Here is a 22,313-nt window from a genome sequence, read left to right as displayed (position 1 = left end):
TCCGCATTTTTTTCAAGCAGGAATCAGTCTTTGGCTTGCGTATCGGCCGGTGCTTGATCAGGCGTTTGCTCGGGCGCTTGGGCAACCGAGGCCTCGGTCGCTACTTGCGCCGGCGCGGCGGCCGACGTTTTCACGTGGTCGTCGGCGGCCGGAGCGGCAGTGTCAGCCGATGCCGGGGTTGCGGCGACGTCCTGGGCGGCATCCGTTGCGGGTGCGCCATCGGCTTGCGGCTTGGCCTTGTTGGCGTTGCCCTTGCCGCGAGCGGCGGCGCCCTTGGCATGGCGACGCGAGGCCATGCGCTTGGCGTGCTGCGCTTCGTTGGCGGTGACGGCGCCGGCGGGTTCGCCGTTCAGGTCGACGCGCGGGGCGGCTTCGACCATGCTGTCCCAGTAGCGACGGCCGTCGCACCAGGTCTTGACGGCCACCTTGATTTCTTCGGCGGTGAGCTGCAAGGCCTTGGCATGCTGTTGCAGGTCTTCCAGCACGCCCAGCTTGAGCGGGACCTTGGCGGCCGGCTTCTTGGGGAATGCCTTGGGAAACTGGCGTTGCAGTCGCGAAATGGCGATCAGGACGGGATCGACGTCGGTGTCGCGCTTTTCGCGCGGCGCCTGGCGTTGACCTGCCTGCTGTTGGCCGGCCTGTTGGGGGGCGCGCTGTCCTTCACGCTTGCCGTTCCGGTTGCCGCCGCGCTTGTCGTCGCGCTTTTCACCACGCGTGCCGTCGCCTTTGGCGGCGGGTCGCGCGGGTTTGGTGGAAGCCGTTTCTTCGGGAGCCTGCTTGAAAAGCAGTCCTCGGATGGCGGCGAGCTGTTCTAGACCCATAGTGTGTGCTGCACGTTCTGATGTTGAAAGCAGGGAGCATAACAGTTGTGACGCTTCAGATTGAAGTTGCGGGGCCCCGGGCGGGCGTCGTAAGCTCCCTGGCACCATGAGCCAGCACCCGTCTGTTACGTTTTTGCGCCTGTCCGCCGCCGCCCGGCGCGGGGTGGCGTGGCTGGCGGTGGCGCTGCTGGTTTTCCAGTCTTTGGTGGCGTCCGCGGCGTTTGGCGCCCCGGCGGCGGTGGCGCGCGGGCAGGGCGCTAGCGTCATTCTCTGCACGGCCAGCGGGCCGCGGGTGGTGGCGCTGGATGCCGTGCCGCCCGGCCCGCAGGCGGACATTTCTGCTCATGCGCATGGCGGGTGGGACGGCGGCGGCACGCTGCCGCATTGCTGCGCGTCGACCTGCGCGATGCTGGGCGGGGCTTGCCCGCCAGCACTGGCTGGCGTGGCCTGGCGTTTGCCGGACCTGGGGCCGACGGCGCCGCTGGCGTCCGAGGATGGCGCACCGCGTTGGCGCAATGCGCCGGCCTGGCGGCCGCAGCAGTCCCGCGCCCCTCCGCGGGTGGGCTGATTGCCTGGCGGGAATACGGGCTGAAATTCGTCGGCCTGGTTCCGTGAGTCGAATTTCTGGCCTGAATCTCTGGCCGGGTTCACCATTTTTCCTGCTTGCCGTGTGCGCCCTTGCAGCCTGGCCATGGCCGGCCGGTTGCCGCATTGCGCTCAATCTTCGTTATGCCATGACCCTTTGGCGGCGATGCGCCGCCGATTCATCAGGAGCACCACCATGATCAAACCGACCCTTATCGCTGCCGCCGTGCTGGCCATCGTCCCGCAATGGGCCTGGGCCCACGCGCACTTGAAAACCGCCACGCCCGCTGACAAGGCCGTGGTGGCCGCCGCGCTGGCTACCGTGACGGCCAGCTTTTCCGAAGGCCTGGAGCCCGCATTCTCGTCGCTGACGCTGCTGGACGCCGCCGGCAAGCCGGCCGCCAGCGCCAAGGCCGCGCCCGCCCCGGGCGACGACAAGACGCTGGTGCTGCCGGTGCCCAAGGACCTGCCGGCTGGCGCCTATACGGTGAAATGGCAGGCGCTGTCCAAGGACGGCCACAAGACCGACGGGGCCTGGACCTTTACGGTCAAGCCTTGAGATGAGTCTGCTGTTTGCCGCGTTTGCGCTGTGCCGGGCCGTGAGCGTGGCGGCCGCGGCGTTGCTGTTCGGGGCCGCCGCGATGCTGGCCCTGGGCGGCGCGCCGCGCCTGGGACGGGACGCCGAAGTCGCGTTGCGGCGCACGCTGCGCGCGGCGGCGGCGATCGGGCTGCTGGCCGCGCTGTGCCTGCTGCCGTTGCAGGCCGCCAGCATCGCGGGCGACTGGGGCGCGCTACGGGATCCGGACATGCTGGCCACGGTGGCGCTGCAAACCCGCTATGGCCAGGCCTGGATGCCGCGCGTGTTCGGCGCCGTGCTGGCGCTGGCCGTGGTGTTGTGGGTGCGGCCCGGGCGTCCCTGGGTGCTGGCCTGGGTGGCGGCACTGGGGTTGGGGCCGCTGAGCCTGAGCGGCCATGCGGCGATGCACGAAGGTTGGCTGGGCGCGGCGCATGCGGTCAATGACGCGCTGCATGGCCTGTCCGCCGCGTTCTGGCTGGGGTCGCTGCCGGTATTCCTGTCGTGGCTGGCGGCCTGGCAGCGTCCGGGCCATCGGGCCGAGGCAACGCGCGCCTTGCTGCGGTTTTCAACTTGCGGGCACGTCGCCGTGGCGGTGCTGCTGCTTAGCGGCATCGGCAATGCGGTCTTGATCCTGGGGGCTGACGGGGTGGACCCGGCGTCGGATTATCAACGCTTGTTGTGGGTGAAAATCGTGCTGGCGCTGGTGATGACGGGGCTGGCGCTGGTCAACCGCTACCGCTGGATTGCGCGCATTCGCACGCATCGGGCGATGGCGCTGCACGCGATACGCCGCAATACGATCGTGGAGCTGGCGCTGGGCGCGGTGGTGCTGGTTGCGGTGGGCTTTCTAGGGCTGATGTCGCCGCTGTAGGTGTGCGGCGAGGGATTCCCGCTAGCACGTCGCCGCCCGCTGCCACCGGCCGGTGCGGTGTCGGCCGGTTATCCCGCCAGCACCAGCAGCAAGGCCAACGCCAGCAATATCGCAAACGCCGCCACGGCAAACGGCAGCAGCTGCGCATAGACTGCGCGTTCCTGGCCGCGACCTTGCGCGAGACCCGCGGCGATAGACATGCGCACCGGCGAAAAGAACCCCATCGACGTGCCGGACACGTGTAACAGCGCAGCCGCCGCCGGCACGCTCAGGCCGGCGTGCAGCGCCAGCGACAGTTGCGACGGCATGAACAGGCTGTTGGGCGCATTGCCACTGTTGGCCAGGATGCCGAAGGCGCCGGCCAGAAGCGGCGTCATCAGCAGGGTCCAGTCCTGCATGGTGCGGAACAGGCCATCGGCAAAGGCCTGCGAGATGCCAGCGCCGGCCAGCACTTCGGCCATCATGGCGAACAGGAAGACCGACAGCACCGCATGCTTGCCGGTGGTCCAGGCGTGGCGGGCGTTGGTGGACAGCAGGCCGGGTTGGCGGCGAATCGCGGCCATCAGCAGGGCGCCGGCGATCAGCCAGCTGCCCGCGTGCAGGAAAGGCGTCCAGCTGGGCAGGTCGGCGTAGGGGCTGAAGCGGGCCAGGCCGGCCAGACCCTGGTTCAGGGCGGGCGCCAGGCGCGTGGCGACCAGGCAGGCGATCAAGACGATGTACGGCAGCGCGCCCAGCGCGGCGTCTTGCAACTGCGCGCGGCCGGGTCGGCGATCCAGCGCGAAGCGCAACACGATCAGCGGGCCGTAGGCGGCCAGCAGCGCGGTTTCGGGACCGAGCAGGGCGGTGGCGGCGGTCAGCAACCCCAGGCTGGCCAGCATCCACACGGCTTCGCGAGCCTGTTCCATTCGGGTGGTGGACAGGCCGGCGCGGCGCGCGGTGAGCCAGAACAGCGCCATCCAGACGATCATCAGCAAGGCGACCGGCACCATGGCGTACAGGGCCAATTGCGATGCCGACACGCGGGCATAGGCGGACGCCAGCAGCGTGCCGCTGCCCATGGCGCCCCATGGGATCAGCGTCTGGCTGAGCAGGGCAAACACCATCAGTTCGCGCGGCTTGAAGCCCAGCGGGCGCAACAGCAGCACCGTGCCCAGCATGCCCACGCCAAAGCCGGTGGCCGCTTCGGCGAAGGGGCCGACCAGGAAGCAGGCAAAGAACAGCAGGCGGCGACGGGCCAGCAGGTCGGTAGGGGAAATGGCGTCTGCGATGGGCGCGAGCTCAGCCGTTGGCGTGACGTGAGGACCGGAGGGCGCGGCCGTTGGCGTCGACGGTGAACCTGCCGACGTGGCGGCGGGCCGGCCCCCACGGTCGGCGCGCGAGGCCATCTGCCAGAACAGCAGGCCGCCCAGGATGTAGGGCGTGATGATGGCGCCGATCCATAGCCCGCGAGCCAGGGCATGGCCCAGCGGTCCACCCCCGAAAGCGCCGGGCGCCGCGAACAGCGCGACCGGGATGGCGGTGAGCAGGCCGAGCACGGCGGCCAGGGTGGTGTTGAGCCGGCCGCTGGCGATGGCGCCGATGACGACCAGGGCAGGCAGGGACCACAGCAGGTACGTCATGGCGTGATTCGACGTTCACGCGTCGACCGCAAGCAGGAAGCCGGGCAGGGGCGATGGGAAGTGCCGCGCGTGGGTATCGTCATCCCGCACAGGCCACGGCAAAGCCGCGCAGGATCTGCAACGCATGGGGCGTGGGCGCCAGGGCCGCCCGCAAGGCTGCGACGTCATGGCCTTGCGTGGCCAGGAAATCTTGCCGCCGCGCCAGGCAGGCGTCCATGACGGCGGGCGTGAATTCCGGATGGAACTGCACCGACAGGGCCTGCGGACCGTAGCGCAGGACCTGGTGCGGGTCGTGGTCGGTGCCGGCCAGCACGGCGGCCGAGGCAGGCGGTTGCAACACGCTTTGCTCGTGCGTCAGGTGGGCGGCGAAGTGGTCGGGCAGGCCGGCCAGCAGCGGGTCGTCGTGTGACGCCGGCAGGCGCCGCACCGTGTGCAGGCCGATTTCGCGGCCGCGGGGGTGGTAGTCGACCACGCCGCCGAAGGCGTGGGCCATCAACTGGTGGCCGTAGCAGATGCCCAGCAGCGGCAGTTGCGCGTCCAGCGCCTCGCGCAGCCACTGCGCGGTGCGTTCGCTCCAGGGTTCGCGGTCGGTAACCATGGACCAGGACCCGGTGAGCACGGCGCCGCGCAGGCGGGCCGGATCGGGCAGGGCGTGGCCGTCGGCCGGGTATTCGATCGTCAGCGGGAGGTCCAGGCCGGAGAGGGCCGCGGAGACCCAGTCGCCCTGTTCGCCGTGCGAGGCGCGCAGGTCTTCGGGCGGGCGGCCCATTTGCAGGATGGCCAGGGGTTTTTGTGTCATGGCGAGGGGCTAGGCGGAAGCGTCGGCCCGTTTGGGTCGGCCCGTCTGGGTCGGCCCAGGCGGGTCGCCCGCCATGATGAACCCGCCGCGTCCATTCATCAATATCAAAAACCGCCTATCAGGTATGAGCGGCGTTGATATCGTCAGCCGGCCACGCCGCCTCGGGCCATACCCCGCAGCGCAGGCGCCAAGGCGTGCGTTGGCCTTAGTACTTGACGGTATAAGCCAGCCCGAACGTGCGTCCGCGGCCGTTGAACTGCAACGATTCCGGCGTCATCAGCCCGGTGTACAGCGCCTGTGCACGCTGGCTCCAGGTGGTCTGGTAGCTGCGGTCGAACAGGTTCTGCACGCCGAAACTCAGGGTGCCGTAGTGCTTCATGTCATAGCTGCCCAAGAGGTCGAACGTCAGGTAGCCTTCCATGCGGTTGCCCTGGCCGTCGGTCAGGTCGAAGTTGCGGTTGGCCTGCAGGCGCAGCGCGGTGGGGCCCGAGCGCCAGGCGCCGAACACCGACGCCTTGGACGGGCTGGCCAGCGTGATGGTCTGCCTGGCCCAGCCGCCGTCGGCCTGCTGCTGTTCCGAGCGGATCGCCAGCCAGTTCACGCCCGCGCTCCAGTGCGGATTGAAGTCATAGGCCAGTTGGCCTTCGATGCCGTAGTTGCGCACCTTGCGCTCTTCCAGCCCGATGGACAGCGAGATGGGCTGGATCGCCAGCGCCTTGTCGGACCAGGCATAGAACGCCGCGGTCTGCAGGCGCCAGTTGCCGTAGTCGCCGCGCCAGCCCAGTTCGACCTGGCGGGTCTTGATGTTGGCCAGTTCCGAGCCGTTGATGGTGACGGCGTTCAGCAGGTTCCAGTTGCCGCCTTGCAGGCGGTAGGTGCCGTTGCCGTAGTACTTGGCCACGTCGACCAGGTCGAAGCCTTCGGAGTAGTTCAGCCAGGTCTGCTGGCTGTCGTCGACCTTCCAGAGCACGCCGGCATTGAACAGGGTGGTGTTGTAGGCGTTGGTGCCGCCCGGGATCTTGTCGGCGCTGCGGCCCACGCCGCTGTTGACCAGGATCTGCTGCGGCACGGGCACGAAGTCGCCCAGTTCGACCTTGTTGCGCTGCTGGCGCACGCCGCCGCTCAGGGTGACGCTGCGCGTGACGCGCCAATCGCCTTGCAGGAACGCGGCCCAGGTCTGCGCCTGGTAGTCGGGGTAGCGCTGCATGTCGTACAGCTTGTCGAACTTCAGGCCGCCCGAGGCCACGGCCTTGTTCCAGTCGAAATAGGCCGAGCCGCCGTTGAATTTCTCGTGGGCGTATTCCACGCCGTAGGTCAGCTTCAGGGCTTCCCAGTCCTTGGTCAGGACGGCTTTCAGGCCCCAGGCGTCGGTATTCTGCTGCGAGGCGCCGTAGTAGTAGCCGCGCTTGCATGCGGCGGCTGTGGCGCAGGTACCGTCGTTGTAGGTGAACTGGTTGGGGAAGGGATAGAAATCCAGTTTTTCGCGGCGCCAGTAGGCCTGGGTGTACAGGTCTTGCCCGCCCAGGATGTTGTTGGCGGAATAGTCGGCCGCCAGCATGCTGCGCTCGGTGGCGGGCTTGACGTCGGAGTCGAAGCCGTTGCGGATGTCCAGCTGGCTGGGATCGGCCGGACCGGTCAGCGCCAGGCCACCGCGCAGGCCGTTGCCCAGGTACAGCGCCTTGCCGGGGTTGAATTCCGAGTTGTAGAACTGGCCCAGCAGCTTGAGCTTCTGGTTCTCGGCCAGTTGCACGTCCAGCGTGCCGGACAGGTCCAGCGACCGGTTGTATTGCAGGTCGGTCTGGGTGGTGTCGGGGGTGACCTGCTTGCCGTTGGCGTCGTAGGCGGCGCCGTTCTGCGAATACGCGACGGCTAGCCGGCCGAAGACTTTTTCCGAGCCGCCGCTGACCGATTGGGCAACGCGCCAGTCGTGGTCGTCGCTGCCGTCAAAGCCGCTGCGGGCGGCGACTTCGCTGGTGAACGAGGCGGGCCCGGGCGCGCCGCGCTTGGTCACGATGTTGATGATGCCGCCGGTGGCACCGCCGCCATAGACCGAGCTGGCGCCGGACAGCACTTCGATGCGTTCGATGTTGAACGGCGAGATCGAATCGAACTGGCGGCTGATGTTGCGCATGGAATTGAGCGACACGCCGTCGATCATGATCTGGGCGTTGCGCCCGCGCATGTTCTGCGAATAGTTGGTGCGGCTTTGCGAACCCAGGTCCAGGCTGGGCACCAGGCTACCCAGGATTTCCGACAGCGAGGCGCCGCCGTGGGCCTGCTCTTCGATCTGCTGGCTGTCCAGGTACCAGACGGTGCGCGGCAGTTCGCTGATGCTGGTGGGGGTGTAGCCGCCCACGACCACGACGGTGTCCATCGTGCTGGTCACGGCGGGTGCAGCGGCGGGGGCCGGGCCGGGCTCGATCAGCACCGTGTCGGCGCCGGTGTAGCGCCAGGCCAGCCCCGTGCCGGCCAGCACCCGTTCCAGGGCGTCGGCGGGCGCCAGCGTGCCGTTCAGGGCCGCGGCCGTCTTGCCCTGGGTCAGCGCGGCCGGAAAGCTGATCTGCAGGCCAAGCTGGCGGCCCAGGTCCAGCAGCGCGGCGTCCAGCGGCTGGCTGCGCACGGAGACGGCGCGGGCGCTGGCGCCTTGGCTCGCCGCTGGCTCCGTCTGGGCCTGGGCGGATGCCGCGAACGCCAGCGTCAAGGCCAATGCCAGGGGCGCGTGGTAGCTGAACCGCCGCAGGCCATGGGGCCGGGCAGGGGAGTGGGACGACGCGCCAGGGCGCGGCAGGTGGGGATGGTGGATCGATGCCGGGGCAGAACTGGAGCGGGACAGCAGGTGACGGGACAGCGGCGTGCGTGCGGACATGGAGGTCGGGTCTCGGTGCTTGGTAATGGGGATTTCCTGGTAAGACGCCCCCAACGGCCCGCGACCCTACCCCTATCTTCAAAAACTCATTGGCCGTCGCCGATCCAGGCCCACGCCCCCCAGCGCCGCACCGACACGCCGGCCGCCGCCGCCAGGGCGGCCAGGGCGTCGGGGTTGTCCACGGCCACCACGGAAGAAATGCGCCGCTTGCCGGCGGCGGCTTCGACCCAGGTAGTCATGCCGGTGTAGCGGTTCAGCTGCGCCACCGCGTCGGCCAGCGGCACATCGCGCAGCAGCAGCTTGCGCTCGGCCCAGGCCGCGGCCGCGTCGGCATCCACCGGGGTGACGGTGATGCCGCTGGCCTTGACGCCGGCGTGCTGGTCGGGCGACAGCACCTGGGCGACGGTGCCGGGCGCGCAGACGGCGCAATCGACCCGCACTTGGCTTTCCAGCACCGATACATCGGTGGTGTCGGGCTGCAGGCGGCTGACCTCGTAGCGCGTACCCAGCGCCGTCGCGCGGGCTTCGGGCGTGACCACCACGAAGGGCCGCTGCGGGTCGCGGGCCACGGTGAACAGCGCCCGGCCGCGCAGCAGGGTCACGCGGCGTTCGGTGCCCGACAGGTCACTGCGGATCGCAGATTGGGCGTCCAGCAGCACCCGGCTGCCGTCGGCCAGCACCACTTCGCGGATTTCGCCCGCGGCGGTGACGGCGTCGGCCTGCCAGCGCCACCAGGCGCCGCTTTGCCATAGGAAGAGGCCGCAGAACGCCAGGCTACAGGTCACGGCGGCGGCGATCTTGCCGCGGCGCTTGCGGCGTTGCAGGTCGCGGGCCAGGTCCTGGCGCAGGGCGTCGCCGTTCACCTGGTTCATCTGGCGCCACAGCGCGGCCACGCTGTCGTAGCAGCGGGCGTGCGCTTCGCTGGCGCCATACCACCGAGCGAAGCGGGTATCGGGCAGGGCGTCGGGCGCGGCGCCGTTGCGGCGGACCACCCAGCGGGCGGCGTCTTGTTCCACGGCGTCCATGTCAGCCGTCCGCCATGGCCAGGCGGCAGGCCAGCAGCACCCGGGTCATGTGCTTTTCGACGGTCTTGACGCTGACGGCCAGCGCCTGGGCGATGTCGCCGTAGCTGTCGCCGTCGATCTTGTGCATCAGGAAAATCTGCCGGGTTCGCACCGGCTGGCGCAGGATGGCGGCTTCGAGGCGGGCAATGGTCTGGCGCATGGCGGCCACGTCCAGCGTGTCCGGGGCGGCTTGGCCGGCGACCTGGGACTGCGCGTAGACCGCCTGCTTGCGCTGTTCGGCCGTGTCGCGCCGTTGCAAGTCGATGGCCAGGTTGGCCGCCACCTGGAAGACGTACGCGCGCAGGTTGTCGACCGGGGCCTTGAGCGTGCGCGCCCGGGCCAGCTTGATCCAGGTTTCCTGGGCGCAATCTTGCGCGGCATCCCGCGAGCCGGTGCGGCGCGACAGGAAGTCGACCAGTTCGCGGTAGTGGGCGACGACGGTCTCGGCAAGCATCATGGCGGTCATGCGGGGCAAGAGAGGGCAATGAAAAACAGTCGCACATTATAATGAGAAACGTTCTTATTGCACTTATCGTGAACCCTGACCGAGGTTGTGAGGATCGTTCTGGCCGTGCCTTCTGCCAAGTCAGGCCGGTTCGGTCCGCCAAAAAAATGGGAGGCCGCCCGCGCAGGGCGCGCCTCCCTTGTGACATAGGCGGGCTGGCGGCTACCAGCGATAGCCCAGATTCACCATGCCACCGTAGCCGCGCTGGTTGTTGTTGCCGGCCTGGCCGAAGACATGCCCCGCCACCTGAACCGCGCGGCTGACCTGGCCTTCCGCGCCCAGCTTCAGTTCCAGGCTGTTTCGCGACAGGGCGGCGTCCAGGGTGTTGGGGCCCATGTTGACCGACGGGTCGCCAAAGCTATGCAGCCAGTTGGCTTCCAGGAAGGGGCGCACCGCGGGCGCGTTGGGGGCGACTTGCGGATACAGGCGCACGCCGATGCGCGAGTTCCAGGCGTTGTCGCTGCCGCTGCGCAGACGGGTGCCTTGCAGGGTGGCGTCCTGGGCGTCGTAGCGGCTGTAGATCAGCTGGGCGTGCGGTTCGACGACGACCGGGCCTAGCGTGGAGCCGTCGGCGAAGGGCTTGACGGCGTAGCCGGCCTCGACCGCGGCGCTCCAGACGGTGGAGTGGTAGCGTGCGGACCCGAGTTCGCTGTTGATCTGGTTGGCATAGCGGCCGAATTGCAGCCAGGTGTCGGCGTAGGCGCCCATGCGGGTGGCGTCGTTCTGGTACACGGTGCCATACAGGCCGACCGAATAGCCGGACACCTTGCCGCGGGCGCGCACCTGCGCCGTGGCGCCATCGGGCCGCCGCAAGGTCGAGTTGGACGTGGTGCGGGCGTCACCGTAACCACCCATCAGGCCGGCATAGACTGCGCCGCCCTGGGAAAGCGGAGCCTTGATCAGGTCGCCGCCCAGTTGCAGGATGGTGCTGTCGGTGTCCATGTTGACGCGGCCTTGGGCCATGCGCAGCCCGCTGTCTTGTCGCCCTTCGACACGGGTCCACAGACCGCGCCCGGCGTTGTCGAGGGCGCGGGTGTCTGCGGAGGCGTCGCCACCGTCGCCGCCGGTGCCGGTCGCTGCATAGGCGGCAGCCCCGCCATAACCCGGCGCGGCCACGCGATCGCGCAGGCTGTGGGAGAAGAACCGTGCGCTGGCCAGGCGATTGCCGAGATAGGCGCCGCTTTCAGGCGAGACGTTGCGCGCGGCGGGCCGCTGCGGCCACAGCGCTTGCCCGGCCGTGGCCGGGGCGTCTGTCAGGTCAGGGGCCAATGCCGTGGACGACGTGAGGTACCAATCGGTCGCGACGCCACCATGGCCGCCGCGCACCAGGCTGTATTCATAGCCGTTGACTGCCAAAGTGCCAGCACTGGCGCGAAAGCCGGACGAGGCCGCATCCAGGTGGAAGGCGTCCGCGGCCGTGGTGCCGCCGTTGAGTGTTTCGACCAGGCGAATGCCGGTGACGGTTTGCCCGCCCGCGCCGTCGGCGTTGATGACGCGCAGGGCCGTGTTGCCCGTGGCCGAACCGCCATCGATGACCAGCTTGTCGGTGGCCGAGGTGTCATCGCCCAGGCGGGTGTTGAGCACCAGGGTGCCGCCGCCCTGGTAGTTCTGGACGGTCAGGGTCTTGAAGTCGGTGCTGCTTGCCGGGGGCACGAAGGCGACGGTGCCGGCGTTGACGAGCGTGCCCAGGGACGAATCCCCGCGCACGTTCCAGGTGCTGTCGGCGTCCAGGGTCAGGGCATTGATGTGGCCCGTGGCGCGTTGCTTCAGGGCGCCCGTCAGCACGGTGCCTTGCTTGAGCGAGACGTCGACGGTGCCGTCGGCGGCGACGACATCGCCGGTCAGCACCGAGCGGGTCGCGTCCAGCGTGATCTGCTGGCTGTTGGTAATGGTGCTGACGCCGCCCACGGTGCTGGTCACGAAATCCGTGTGCAGCAATTCACCGATGGCGAGATCGCCTTCAATGCGGGAGGTGAGGGTGGAGTCCGACACCAGGAAGGTATGGCTGCCGCCGCTGGCGTTGAAGCCGTAGCCGTCCTGGGTATTGATCCGGCTGCCGTTGCTGATCGTGACGGTGGTGTGTTGCGTGGGATCGAGGTGGTAGCTCCAGATGCTGGAGGATCGTGCACCCGTGGTATCGAGTCGGACGCGATCCAGGGTGACGCTGGCGCCATTGGAGACCAGCACGCCGTAGGCGTAGACACCCGCGGTATCGATGGTTGTGTTGGTGGCAGAGAATGTGGTGCCCGGGTCGTAGGCCCTGACGGCGGAGCCGCCGCGGCCCGTCGTGCGAAGGGCGCCGTTCACCATGGTGACGCTGGCTTGCGTAGCGACACTTATCGCCTCGCCATGCAGGGACAGGACGCTGGTGTCGTGCAGGACAATGGAGGAGTTCGCGTCCGAGGCCCGGACGGCGATGCTCCCGACCCCATTGGCAACGATCGTGCTGTTGACGGCGGTGATCCGGCCGCCATCGTGGGCATAGGCGGCATGGGCCTCGTAGGCGCCATCGCCCCAGGTCGTGAACTGGCTGTTGGCTCCGGTCGATTCAATCAGGCTGTTCGCTCCGCCGGCCTCCAGCGCATGCCCCTGCGTATTGAAGACCCCTTGGGAGAACGATGCGACGCCGCCCGCGGTGGCGCGGATGCCCTGCGTGTAGTCGGTGGGGCTGGTGGCTTGAACCGTGAAGCTGGGGACCGATTCAAAGCGATTGCCGGCGCCAGAGACCTCGATGGCGGCGCCGGGGCCGTCGTAGCGGACTTCGCTTGAGGCGCCCATGTGGAAACGGCCTTGACCCGCGGGGTCATTGATGACGATCTGGCCGTGCACGGTGTTGTCAGGGGCGATGACGTCCGCGGCCCAGACGGGGGAGGACAGGGCGGGCAAGGAAACGGCGAGCCATTTGGCAGCGACGGGAGGCAACGCGAAGCGCATGGAAACGTCCTTGGCCCAAGACCAGGAAGCGTCCTCCACCCTGCTTGACGTTTGCCGGAACCAGCGGCTGGCGCAACAAGCGGGTGGGGCGTATCCGGCCCGGGCGGTTAGGTTGGAAGGTGTTCCATCGTCAGCTTCGGCAAGACCGTCGAAAATTAGATAATTCTTAAAATTCCGGCGCAGGCCGGGGGCGAGGCAAATGTAGGACGAATCACGCTAGCGCGGCTTGGGGGGCAGGCGTCTGGCCGGCCGCGCTCGCGGGCGGCCCGGATGTCACCCGATGGGCCGGCCGCGCCAGTCCCAGGTGCTGGCGCAGCGTGCTGCCTTCGTATTCCGTCCGAAAAAGCCCGCGCCGCCGCAACTCGGGCAGGGCCAGCTCGATGAAATCATCCAGCCCGCCCGGCAGCCAGGGCGACATGATGTTGAAGCCGTCGGCGCCTTCCTCTTCGAACCACTGCTGCAACTGGTCGGCCACGCTGGTGGGCGTGCCCACGACCTGCTGGTGGCCGCGCGCGCCAGCAATGCGCAGGTACAACTGGCGGATCGTCAGGCCGTCGCGGCGGGCCAGGTCGACGAGCAGTTGCTGGCGGCTCTTGCCGCCGTTGGTTTCGGGGATCTCGGGCAGCGGGCCGTCCACCGGGTAGCGCGACAGGTCGAAGCCGCCGATCATGTTGGACAGCAGTTGCACCCCCACCACCGGGTGGATCAGATCCTGCAGGCGTGCGAATTTTTCCTCGGCCTCGGCCTGGGTGCGGCCGACGACCGGGAAGATGCCGGGCATGATCTTGATGGCGTCCGGGTCGCGGCCGTAGGCGGCGGCGCGGCCCTTGATGTCGCGGTAGAAGGCCTGGGCCTCGTCGAAGGTCTGGTGGGCCACGAAGATCACTTCGGCGGTGCGGGCGGCCAGGTCGCGGCCGGCGGGGGATGCGCCGGCCTGCACCACCACCGGGCGCCCCTGCGGCGAGCGCGAGACGTTCAGCGGCCCGCGCACCGAGAAATGCTCGCCGCGGTGGTTCAGCGGATGCAGCTTGGCGGGGTCGAAATACCGGCCGCTGGCCTTGTCGCGCAGAAAGGCGTCGTCTTCCCAGCTGTCCCACAGGCCCAGCACCACGTCGTGGAACTCGGCGGCGCGGGCGTAGCGGCGCGCGTGTTCCACGTGTTCGTCCAGGTTGAAGTTCTGCGCCTCGCCCTGGCCGCTGGAGGTGACCAGGTTCCAGCCCGACCGCCCGCCGCTGATGTGGTCCAGCGAGGCGAACTTGCGCGCCACGTGGTAAGGCTCGTTGTAGGTGGTGGACACGGTGGCGATCAGGCCGATTCTCTCGGTGACGGCGGCCAGGGCCGACAGCAGCGTCAGCGGCTCGAAGTGGTCGCTGCGGGCGGTGCGCGACAGCGACGGCAGGTCGGTATTGCGCACGCCCACCGAGTCCGCCAGGAATACGGCGTCGAACTTGGCGGCCTCGGCGCGGCGGGCCAGGTCGGCGTAATGGCGAAAGTTGATGGGCGCATCGGCCTGGGCGTCGGGGTGGCGCCAGGCGGCGATGTGGTGGCCGGTCTGCATCAGGAAGGCGCCTAGCTTGATCTGGCGAGGAGAGCGGGACATGGGGCGAACTCCAAAAATGGGAATGCGGAAGGGAATGAAAGCGGCATGGCGATCCGTGGACGCCGTGTCCAGGGATCGCGCGGTCGATATCGCGATGGCAACGCCGGCAAGGGCTGGCAGTCGGTACGCCATTGACAGGCGTCTTGCGTGCTGCCTGCGCTACCAGGCCATGCGCAGCGACGCCAGGGACGGCAGCGCCGGCACCCCGGCATTGGCGTCCACGCCCAGCGGCGGGCTGTCGTCGGCGGGCGCGCCATCGGGTTCCAGGAAGTCGGACAGCACGTCGTCGCGCAGCCGGATGAAGCGCGGGTCGCTACGGTTGCGGGCATGCGCCAGCGGCACGTCGACGATGCGGCGGATGCGGCCCGGGCGCGGCTGCATGATCACCACCCGGTCGCCCAGGTAGACGGCTTCTTCCACGTCGTGGGTCACCAGGATCATGGTGATGCGTTCTTTCTGCCAGATGCGTTGCAGTTCGGTCTGCAGGCGGGCGCGGGTCAGGGCGTCCAGCGCGCCGAACGGTTCGTCCAGCAGCAGCACGCGCGGCCGGTTGACCAGGCCGCGGGCGATCGCCACGCGCTGCGCCATGCCGCCCGAGATCTGGTGCGGATACGATTGTTCGAAGCCTTCCAGCCCCACCAGGGCGATGTGCTCGGCCACCCGGTCGCGCTTTTCCGACGCCGGCAGGTTGGCGTTGCGCAGGCCCACGCCGATGTTCTGCGCCACGTTCAACCACGGGAACAGGCGGTGGTCCTGGAACACGATGCCGCGTTCGGGGCTGGTGCCGCGTACCGGCTGGCCGCCCAGGGTGATGGCGCCTTCATAGCTGTCGTCCAGCCCCAGGATCAGGCGCAGCAGCGTGGATTTGCCGCAGCCGCTGGCGCCGACGATGGATACGAATTGCCCGGCCGGGATGGCCAGGTCCACGCCTGTCAGCACTTGCAGCACGCCGCCTTCGGCCTGGGCGCTGGGGTAGCGCTTGCCGACGGATTGCAGTTCCAGGTCCAGCGAATTGTCTTGAGCCATGCTTGAGGTTTCCCGCGGGTTATTGGTCCTGGCCGCGCAAGCGCGCAAGCCGGCGTTCGGCCAGGCGGGCCAGGGCGTTCATCAGCCAGCCCACCAGGCCGACGACGAACATGCCGAAGATCACCAGGTCCATCTGGAAGTGTTCGCTGCCTTCGATCAGCAGGTTGCCGATGCCCACGCCCGCCACCAGCAGGTATTCGGCGCCGATGGTGGCCAGCCAGGAATAGATCAGCGCCAGGTAGACGCCCGTGAAGATGGCGGGCGCGGCCGCCGGCAGCACGACCTGGGTGAAGGTCTGCCAGCGGCTGTACTGGTAGACGCGCGCCACTTCCAGCAGCTTGGCCGGCGCGTTGCGCACGCCGTCGCACGTGTTGACCACCACGGGCACCAGGGCGGCCAGCGACAGGAACACCACCTTGGCGGTGTCGCCCAGGCCGAACCACACCGAGATCAGCGGGATCCAGGCAAACAGCGAGATCTGCTTGAAGGTGTTGAAGCTGGGGCCGACCAGCCGGTTGAACGCCGGGGACAGCCCCAACAGCACGCCCAGCACCAGGCCGGAGACGGTGCCGATGGCAAAGCCGGTGAGTTCGCGGCCCAGGCTGGCGCCCAGCGCCCGCCACAACTTGCCGCCCAGGATCTGGTCGACGGCGGTGGCCAGCACTTTCTCGGGCGACACGAGCAGCGCGGAATTGACCAGGTCGGCGCGCGCCGCCAGCCACCACAGCACGATGGCGGCCACCGGCAGCACCAACCCGCGCCAGCGGCCGGCGCCGCGCACGGCCAGGGGTTGGGACACGGCCAGTTCGGCGGCGTCGCGGGACCGCGCGGGGGACAGGGATGCGCTCATGGACGGGCCTGCGTGGGGACAAGGCGCGCCGCGCGGCGGCCGTGGATCAGGCGCGTCTCGGCCCAGTCCAGGAGGCGGTCGATGGCGTAGCCGATGGCGCCGACCACGATCACCGCGGCCATCACTAGGTCCAGCTGGAACAGCTGGCGGCCGTAGACGATCAGATAGCCCAGGCCTTCGCTGGACGCCACCAGTTCCACCACCACCAACGAGAGCCAGGCCTTGGTGAAGCCCAGGCGCAGGCCGGTGAACAGGGTCGGCAGGGCCAGCGGCAGCACGATTTCCAGCACTTCCTGGCGGCGGCTGTAGCCGTAGACGCTGCCCACTTCGCGCAGCGCCGGGCTGGCCTGGCGAAAGCCTTGCAGCGTGTTCAGCGTGACGGGTACCAGCGCGGCCTTGGCGATCAGGATGTATTTCAGGGGTTCGCCGATGCCGACGATCAGCAGCACGAAGGGCAGCCAGGCCAGCACGGGAATCTGCACCAGCGCATTGAAGGTGGGCAGCACGTAGGCTTCCAGCCGGCGCGACAGGCCCATGGCCGTGCCCAGCAGCAAGCCAAGCAGGCTGCCCAGGGCAAAGCCCACCAGCACGCGTTGCAGGCTGGCCCGGGTGTTCAGCCACAGGTCGCCGCTGGTGGCGAGGTCGCGCAGGGTGTCCCAGACGTAGGCGGGCGGGGGCAGCACCTGCGGCGAGATCCAGCCCTGGCTGGCGCCGGTCTGCCACAACACGATCAGGGTCAGGGGCAGCAGCCAGGGCGCGGCGGTCCAGGCGGCCTGGCGAGCCCAGGCCGGCCAGGTGACGGCGCCCGGCGGCGTGGCGCCGGAGAGAGTGGAGGAGGACATGGCGGCGGCCCGGGTCAGCGCGCGGCGGCCTGGCTGGCGCCTGCGACCGTGGCGGCGGCAACGGGTTTGGCGTCGACGGGCGTTGCCGCGGCCGCATTGCCCGCCGCAGGCTTGCCGCTGGCATCGAACGCCGTCCAGTACTTCTCCAGCCCCTGCGCCTTCAACGCGTTCTGCAAGTATCGCGGATCGAACCAGCCATCCAGCGAGACCTCGCGGCGGATCAGCTTGAGCTTCACCGCATCCGCCACCACCGCCTTGTAGCGCGCGATGATGAAGTCATCGATCAACGGCGAATTCCGGGACGCCAGGTCCTGCTTGTCGAACTCGGCCGCCCAGGACGCATAGGGCACGCCGCTCTTTTCCCAGATCTTGAAGAGCGCGTCGCGGTTCTTTTCATCCGACGACCACCGGGCCGCGCGCACGAATACATCGACCAGCTTCTGCACCTGCGCCGGGTTCTCGCGTTCGAAGTCCTCGCGCACCAGCAACGACGCCTGGCGGGTATAGGCCGGGTCCTGCCCCTGGGTGCTGTAGATGACCTTGGCCAGCCCCTGGTCGCGCACCTTGAACCATTCGTAGCCGCCAAAGGCCGCGTCCACGCCGTTGGACACCAGTGCGGCCTGGGCGCTGCCGGCGTCCAGGTTCACGCCTTTGATGTCGCGTTCGGCCAGGCCGTGGGCCGCCAGCACGTTGATCGCCACCAGATGGCCGTTGGTGCCGCGAAAGATCGATACCTTGCGGTCCTTCAGGTCTTCGATGGACTTGAGCGGCGAGTTGGGCGGCGCCACCAGGTACAGGTTGTTGCGCGCGCCGCTGACCAGCAGCAGCTTGGTCTTCAGGCCATTGGCGCGGCCCACCACCTGGGGCAGGTCGCCCTGGTAGGCAAAGTCGATCTGCTTGTTGGACAAGGCTTCGTTGACGGCGGGGCCGGCGCCCTTGAAGAACAGCCATTCGACCTTGACGCCGTCGGCGGCAAAGGCCTGTTCCAGCCATTGGTTCACGCGCACCACGCCGCCGGGCGAGCCGCCCCAGGTGATAGGATCGCCGCCGCCCGCGGTGGCCACGCCCACGCGGATGACATCGGCGGCTTGCGCGCTGCCGCCGAACAAGGCGCTGGCAGCCAGGCCCAGCGCCGCCAGGCTCGGGGGCAGGGCCCGGGGCAGATCCTGGGTCAGACCCTGAACCAGGCGGAACAATTTCAAGCGAATCAATGACTTCATGGGTAGAGGCTCTTGTCGGGAAGATGGGTCAGGCGGCGCGGGCGACAGGGCTGGCCAGCTTGCGTTCGATGGCGGTGCCGCGGAAGAATTCGGGGTTGGCCTGGGTGTAGAAGCGGTAGGGGTTGCCGAACACCAGCGCCTTGAAGTCCTGCGCGCTGATGACGCCTTGTTCCACCAGGTCCCAGCTTTCGGCCAGGGGTTCGGTCAGGTCGGGCACGTCCCAGTGGCCGATGTCGGACGACCAGATGGCGTTGATCTTCACGCCCAGCGGGTTGACCTTGTCGTTGAAGGCGGCGGCCACCGTGCGGTCATCGGCTTCCGAGCCGAAATAGAAGCTGTCGACCCAGCGGGTGCGGATGTCTTCGGCCGACTCGATGCCGGCGGCGGCAAAGTCGTCCAGTTCGTCGGGGTGCGGGTCGCGGCTGTGGGGCAGGGCGGAAATGCCCAGGCTGTCGCGCAGCAATTGCTGCGGGTCGATGTCGCGCCCCTTGATGAAATCGGCGCCGTAGCGCTGGAACAGCTCGTGCAGCAGCGCCACGTCGGCGTTGGCCGGGTTGTAGTTCTGCACCGCGTGGCGGTTGCGCTTTTCCCAGCGGTCCACCAGGTGGGTGTAGACGTGCGAGCCCCAGTCCGCGCCGCCTTCCAGCAGCGCCACCCGCAGGTTCGGAAAACGCCGCGTCACCCCGCCAAAGAACAGCGCCTTGGCAAAGGCCTGCGAGCCATCGGCAAAGTGGCCGATGTGGTTGAACATGTAGTTGCTGATCGAATGGCGCCCGGTCCAGCCCTGGCTGCCGTAGTGCGTCGTGACGGGCACACCCAGCTCGACCACCTTGGCCCAGAACGGGTCATAGTCGTATTCGCTGTCGATGCCGTAGAAGTCGATGTAGCTGGCGTGTTTGGCGACGTCAGGGTGGTCGGCGGCCGGGTACTTGTCGGCCACCGCCTTGATCGGGCGCTTCACGCCGCCGGCAATGTTGATGACCTTCAGCCCCAGCGTCTTGACCGCGAATTCCAGTTCTTCGATGCCTTCCTGCGGGGTGTTCAGGGGGATGCCCGCCACCGGCGTCAGGCGGTCGCTGTACTTGCGGTACTGGTCGGCGTGGAAATGGTTGATGGCGCGGTGCAGCGGCTGGCGGAACTCGTTGCCTGCGGCGAGCGGCGCCAGCACGTCATTGGGAAACAGCACCGAATAGTCGGCGCCTTGCTCGGCCAGCCGTTCGTTCAGCAGCTCGGGCAGCGTGTAGGTGGCCAGGTCCAGCGTGTTGCGCGTGACGCGCGCCCACCAGGGCGAACGCAGCGTGCGGTTGTGCTGGCGTTCGGCCGGGGTCTGCTGGTACCAGTCCTTGCCGCCGCTCTTGGTGGCAAAGCGCGAACCCAGCGCCTTGCGCAGCGCGTCGACCAGCTTGCCGCCGCCGTAGTGCTGTACATAGTCTTCCAGCACCGGCGCATAGTCGTTGACGTGCACGTCGGTGTCGATCACCGGGTAATCCAGGGTCGCCTTGACGGCGGCGGACCGTGACGCTTGGCTGGGCTTCAAAGGCTGGTTCATGCTGGCGCGCTCCGTAGGGTAGGTGCAGGGCGCCAGAGGAAATCCCCTGGCTGTCGGCACACCTTACGGGAGGCGCGGGCAACGCCAAACGATGCTTTTGTTCTTTATTTGTGCGGCATTTTCAAATAACCGGTTCCAGTGGCCCGGGCCTTAATTCGCCAGCTTCACGGCCCCGCTATCGATCAATGCCTTCCATTTGGCATCGTCGGCCTCGATGAACGTCAGCAGGTCGTCGCGCGAGCCGCCGCCGGCCACCATCCCGGCGTTGTCCAGGGCCGCCTTGAACGCGGGTGTCGCCACGGCCGCGCGCAGCGCCGCGTTGATCTGGTCCAGCGATTCGGCCCCGATCGCCTTGCTGGCCGCGACCGAAAACCACTGGCTGGCCGCAAAGCCCTTGAAGCCGGATTCCGCCACCGTCGGCACGTCCGGCAAGCTGTCCAGGCGATAGGGCGTCGTCACCGCATAGGCCTTCAGCACGCCCGCCTTGACCTGCGGCATCACCGGGGCCGAGCCCAGGATCGCCAGCGGGATCTGCCCGCCCGTCACGTCTGCCACCGCCTGGCCGCCGCCCTTGTAGGGCACGTGCACGATGCGGGTGCCGGCGTACTGGTTCAGCAGTTCTCCGGCCAGGTTCTGCGACGTGCCGTTGCCGGAACTGCCGTAGCTCCAGGCCTCGGGCCGTTGCCGGGCGTCGGCCAGCACGCTTTGCAGGGTCGGCCGCGCCGTCGCGGCGGGGCCGACGATAACCATGGGCCCCTGGGCCATCAGCATGACCGGGGCCAGCTCGCGGCCGATTCGGGGCTGGGGCGTCGGGTAGACCAAGGGGCCCGGCACGGTCAGCAGGTAGCCGTCGCCGGCCTTGCTGCGCGCTACCAGTTGCAGGGCGATGGCGCCCGACGCGCCGGGACGGTTTTCCACGACGACGTTCAGGCCGGTTCGCCGGGCCAGTTCCTGCGCCGCGATGCGGGTCAACACGTCCGCGGTGCCGCCCGGCACGAAACCGATCACCCAGGTGATCTGCCTGGCGGGCCAATCCTGCTTGGCGTCCGCCGCGCCGGCAGCGAAGGGCAGGGCGGCGCTGAGCAGCACCGCACCGCATCGGATCGTGACTCTCATGTTCTTCCCCTTGTTTTTATGTGGTCTGTCGTACGGGAGCAGCGTCAGCGGGCATCCGGCCTGCCGGGCGGCGTATTCGGATGCGCCACGCATGACTGGTTGAACGCCTGCACCATTTTCAGGACAGGCCCGAGCACCCAGGTGTTGTAGACGAGGATGTCGCTTTCTTCCTTGGGATCCTGCTTCAGGTTGAACAGATACGGGGATTCCAGCTTGCCCTTGCCCTCGTTGACCTCGGGCTCCCAGTAGAAATGCAGCTTCCAGTCGCGCCATTTGACCGCGCGCAGCTCGTTCTTGATATAGAACAGAAAGCCCTCGCGCAGCGAAGCCGGGCTGGCACCCGTGAAGAAATCCGTCTGGTCGATCCCGTCGATCGGCCGATCCTGCGGAACCGCCGCGCCGCCGATGTGCGACAGCGTGGTGTACAGATCGGTCACGTGGACGATCTCGTTGGACACCCGCCCCGGCTGCACCTTGCCGGGCCAGCGCAGGATGAACGGCACGCGCAGGCTGCCTTCCATGGCGGTGTGATACGTGCCCGTCCAGGGCCCGGCCGTGCCGCGATAGGGCTTGCGGAATTCCGGGCCGTTGTCGCTGCAGAAGATGAAGACGGTGTTTTCGCGCAGGTTCAGGTCGTCCACCGCTTGCACGATCTGCCCCACGCGGTGGTCCATTTCCACCATCGAATCGGCAAAGTCGCCGGCGCCGGTGCGCCCGGCGAAGTCGGGGTGCGGCAGCGTGGGAAAGTGCAGGTGCACCAGGGGCAGGTACAGGAAAAACGGCCGTTTGGCCTGCGCGTGCCGGTTCATGAACTGGACGGACCGGTCCACCAGTTCGGCGTCGATGCCGCGGCGACTATCCAGGTCGTAGACCTTGACGTTTTCCGATGGCGCGCCCGCCTGGCCCTGCATGATGTGGGGAATGTCGGCCACCGTGGGGTCAAAGCCGATCGACGAGGTGAACTGGCTTTCGTCGGTGGTGCGCGGAATGCCATACCACTCGTCAAATCCGCGGTCGGACGGATAGCGGCCGGGGATGTCGCCCAGATGCCATTTGCCATAGTGCGCCGTGGCGTAGCCTTGGCCCGACAACTGCTGCGCCAGCGTGATCTCGTCGCGCGTCAGCCCCTGGGGCAGGCCCGGTGGCACGGATTGCAGACAGCCGGTGCGGATCGGGTGGCGGCCGCTCATCAGGGCCGAACGCGTGGGCACGCAGTCGCTTTCCACATTGAAGTTCTGCAGCAGCAGCCCTTCGGCGGCCAGGCGGTCGATGTTGGGGGTGGGCGCACCGCGCAACGCGCCGCCGCCGTAACAGCCCAGTTCTCCCCATCCCAGGTTGTCGGCCACGATCAAAACGATATTGGGCTTGCTATTCATGCGTCGCGCCTCATTGTCGGTCTTTCAGGGTTATGCCGGGGATTCTAGGAGCGTGTGGGCGGCGTAATATTCCTGAAGCTATGTCTTGATATG

General features: G+C 68.2%; 18 protein-coding genes. 3 read left to right on the top strand and 15 right to left on the bottom strand.

What is annotated here, in order from left to right; translation table 11 throughout:
- Positions 1-23 precede the first annotated feature (23 nt).
- On the bottom strand, positions 24-821 hold the full coding sequence (locus ACUDP5_RS14420; RefSeq protein ID WP_445659084.1) for a ProQ/FinO family protein: 798 nt from the start codon (positions 819-821) through the stop codon (positions 24-26).
- A gap of 106 nt (positions 822-927) precedes the next feature.
- Between ACUDP5_RS14420 and ACUDP5_RS14415 the strand changes: the two genes are divergently transcribed.
- From ACUDP5_RS14415 to copD, 3 genes are all read left to right on the top strand, one after another.
- The gene (locus tag ACUDP5_RS14415; protein ID WP_445659083.1) at positions 928-1,389 is read left to right on the top strand and encodes a DUF2946 family protein; all 462 of its coding nucleotides are present in this window, start codon (positions 928-930) and stop codon (positions 1,387-1,389) included.
- Between the two features lie 213 nt (positions 1,390-1,602).
- Positions 1,603-1,965, top strand: a complete 363-nt coding sequence (gene copC, locus ACUDP5_RS14410; RefSeq protein ID WP_445659082.1) for a copper homeostasis periplasmic binding protein CopC — start codon at positions 1,603-1,605, stop codon at positions 1,963-1,965.
- A gap of 1 nt (position 1,966) precedes the next feature.
- Positions 1,967-2,854, top strand: a complete 888-nt coding sequence (gene copD, locus ACUDP5_RS14405; RefSeq protein ID WP_445659081.1) for a copper homeostasis membrane protein CopD — start codon at positions 1,967-1,969, stop codon at positions 2,852-2,854.
- Positions 2,855-2,922: 68 nt separating this feature from the next.
- On the opposite strand, the gene ACUDP5_RS14400 is transcribed toward copD, so the two are convergent.
- The 14 genes from ACUDP5_RS14400 to ACUDP5_RS14335 form a co-directional block, all read right to left on the bottom strand.
- Positions 2,923-4,473, bottom strand: a complete 1,551-nt coding sequence (locus ACUDP5_RS14400; protein ID WP_445659080.1) for a hypothetical protein — start codon at positions 4,471-4,473, stop codon at positions 2,923-2,925.
- A gap of 79 nt (positions 4,474-4,552) precedes the next feature.
- Positions 4,553-5,272, bottom strand: coding sequence for a glutamine amidotransferase (locus tag ACUDP5_RS14395; protein ID WP_445659079.1), 720 nt, complete (start codon positions 5,270-5,272; stop codon positions 4,553-4,555).
- Positions 5,273-5,477: 205 nt separating this feature from the next.
- A complete protein-coding gene (locus tag ACUDP5_RS14390; RefSeq protein WP_445659078.1) occupies positions 5,478-8,138 on the bottom strand; it encodes a TonB-dependent siderophore receptor in 2,661 nt (886 codons plus the stop codon).
- 86 nt (positions 8,139-8,224) lie between these two features.
- Positions 8,225-9,163: a FecR family protein gene (locus ACUDP5_RS14385; protein WP_445659077.1), complete on the bottom strand. Its 939-nt coding sequence runs from the start codon at positions 9,161-9,163 to the stop codon at positions 8,225-8,227.
- Position 9,164: 1 nt separating this feature from the next.
- Complete coding sequence (locus tag ACUDP5_RS14380; protein ID WP_445659076.1) at positions 9,165-9,659, bottom strand: RNA polymerase sigma factor; 495 nt, start codon at positions 9,657-9,659, stop codon at positions 9,165-9,167.
- 210 nt (positions 9,660-9,869) lie between these two features.
- The gene (locus ACUDP5_RS14375; protein ID WP_445659075.1) at positions 9,870-12,641 is read right to left on the bottom strand and encodes an autotransporter family protein; all 2,772 of its coding nucleotides are present in this window, start codon (positions 12,639-12,641) and stop codon (positions 9,870-9,872) included.
- A 211-nt stretch (positions 12,642-12,852) separates the two neighbouring features.
- Positions 12,853-14,241, bottom strand: a complete 1,389-nt coding sequence (locus ACUDP5_RS14370) for an LLM class flavin-dependent oxidoreductase (protein ID WP_445659074.1) — start codon at positions 14,239-14,241, stop codon at positions 12,853-12,855.
- 159 nt (positions 14,242-14,400) lie between these two features.
- Positions 14,401-15,267 (bottom strand): ABC transporter ATP-binding protein, encoded by an 867-nt coding sequence (locus tag ACUDP5_RS14365; protein WP_263914616.1) that lies wholly within the window; start codon positions 15,265-15,267, stop codon positions 14,401-14,403.
- A 19-nt stretch (positions 15,268-15,286) separates the two neighbouring features.
- On the bottom strand, positions 15,287-16,117 hold the full coding sequence (locus ACUDP5_RS14360; RefSeq protein WP_263914615.1) for an ABC transporter permease: 831 nt from the start codon (positions 16,115-16,117) through the stop codon (positions 15,287-15,289).
- Positions 16,114-16,959 (bottom strand): ABC transporter permease, encoded by an 846-nt coding sequence (locus ACUDP5_RS14355; RefSeq protein WP_263914614.1) that lies wholly within the window; start codon positions 16,957-16,959, stop codon positions 16,114-16,116. The genes ACUDP5_RS14360 and ACUDP5_RS14355 overlap by 4 nt, the downstream gene beginning before the upstream one ends.
- 14 nt (positions 16,960-16,973) lie before the next feature.
- Positions 16,974-18,179, bottom strand: coding sequence for an ABC transporter substrate-binding protein (locus ACUDP5_RS14350; RefSeq protein ID WP_445659073.1), 1,206 nt, complete (start codon positions 18,177-18,179; stop codon positions 16,974-16,976).
- A 28-nt stretch (positions 18,180-18,207) separates the two neighbouring features.
- Complete coding sequence (locus ACUDP5_RS14345) at positions 18,208-19,728, bottom strand: amidohydrolase family protein (protein WP_263914612.1); 1,521 nt, start codon at positions 19,726-19,728, stop codon at positions 18,208-18,210.
- Positions 19,729-19,878: 150 nt separating this feature from the next.
- Entirely contained in the window at positions 19,879-20,844 is a 966-nt protein-coding gene (locus tag ACUDP5_RS14340; protein ID WP_445659072.1) for a tripartite tricarboxylate transporter substrate binding protein, read from the bottom strand.
- 44 nt (positions 20,845-20,888) lie between these two features.
- Positions 20,889-22,220, bottom strand: coding sequence for an arylsulfatase (locus tag ACUDP5_RS14335; RefSeq protein WP_445659071.1), 1,332 nt, complete (start codon positions 22,218-22,220; stop codon positions 20,889-20,891).
- Positions 22,221-22,313: the final 93 nt, after the last annotated feature.

It is taken from the genome of Achromobacter sp. NCFB-sbj8-Ac1-l (assembly GCF_052695805.1).
The sequence above is the reverse complement of the archived record's forward strand: the minus strand, read 5'-3'. Positions and strand labels throughout refer to the sequence as shown.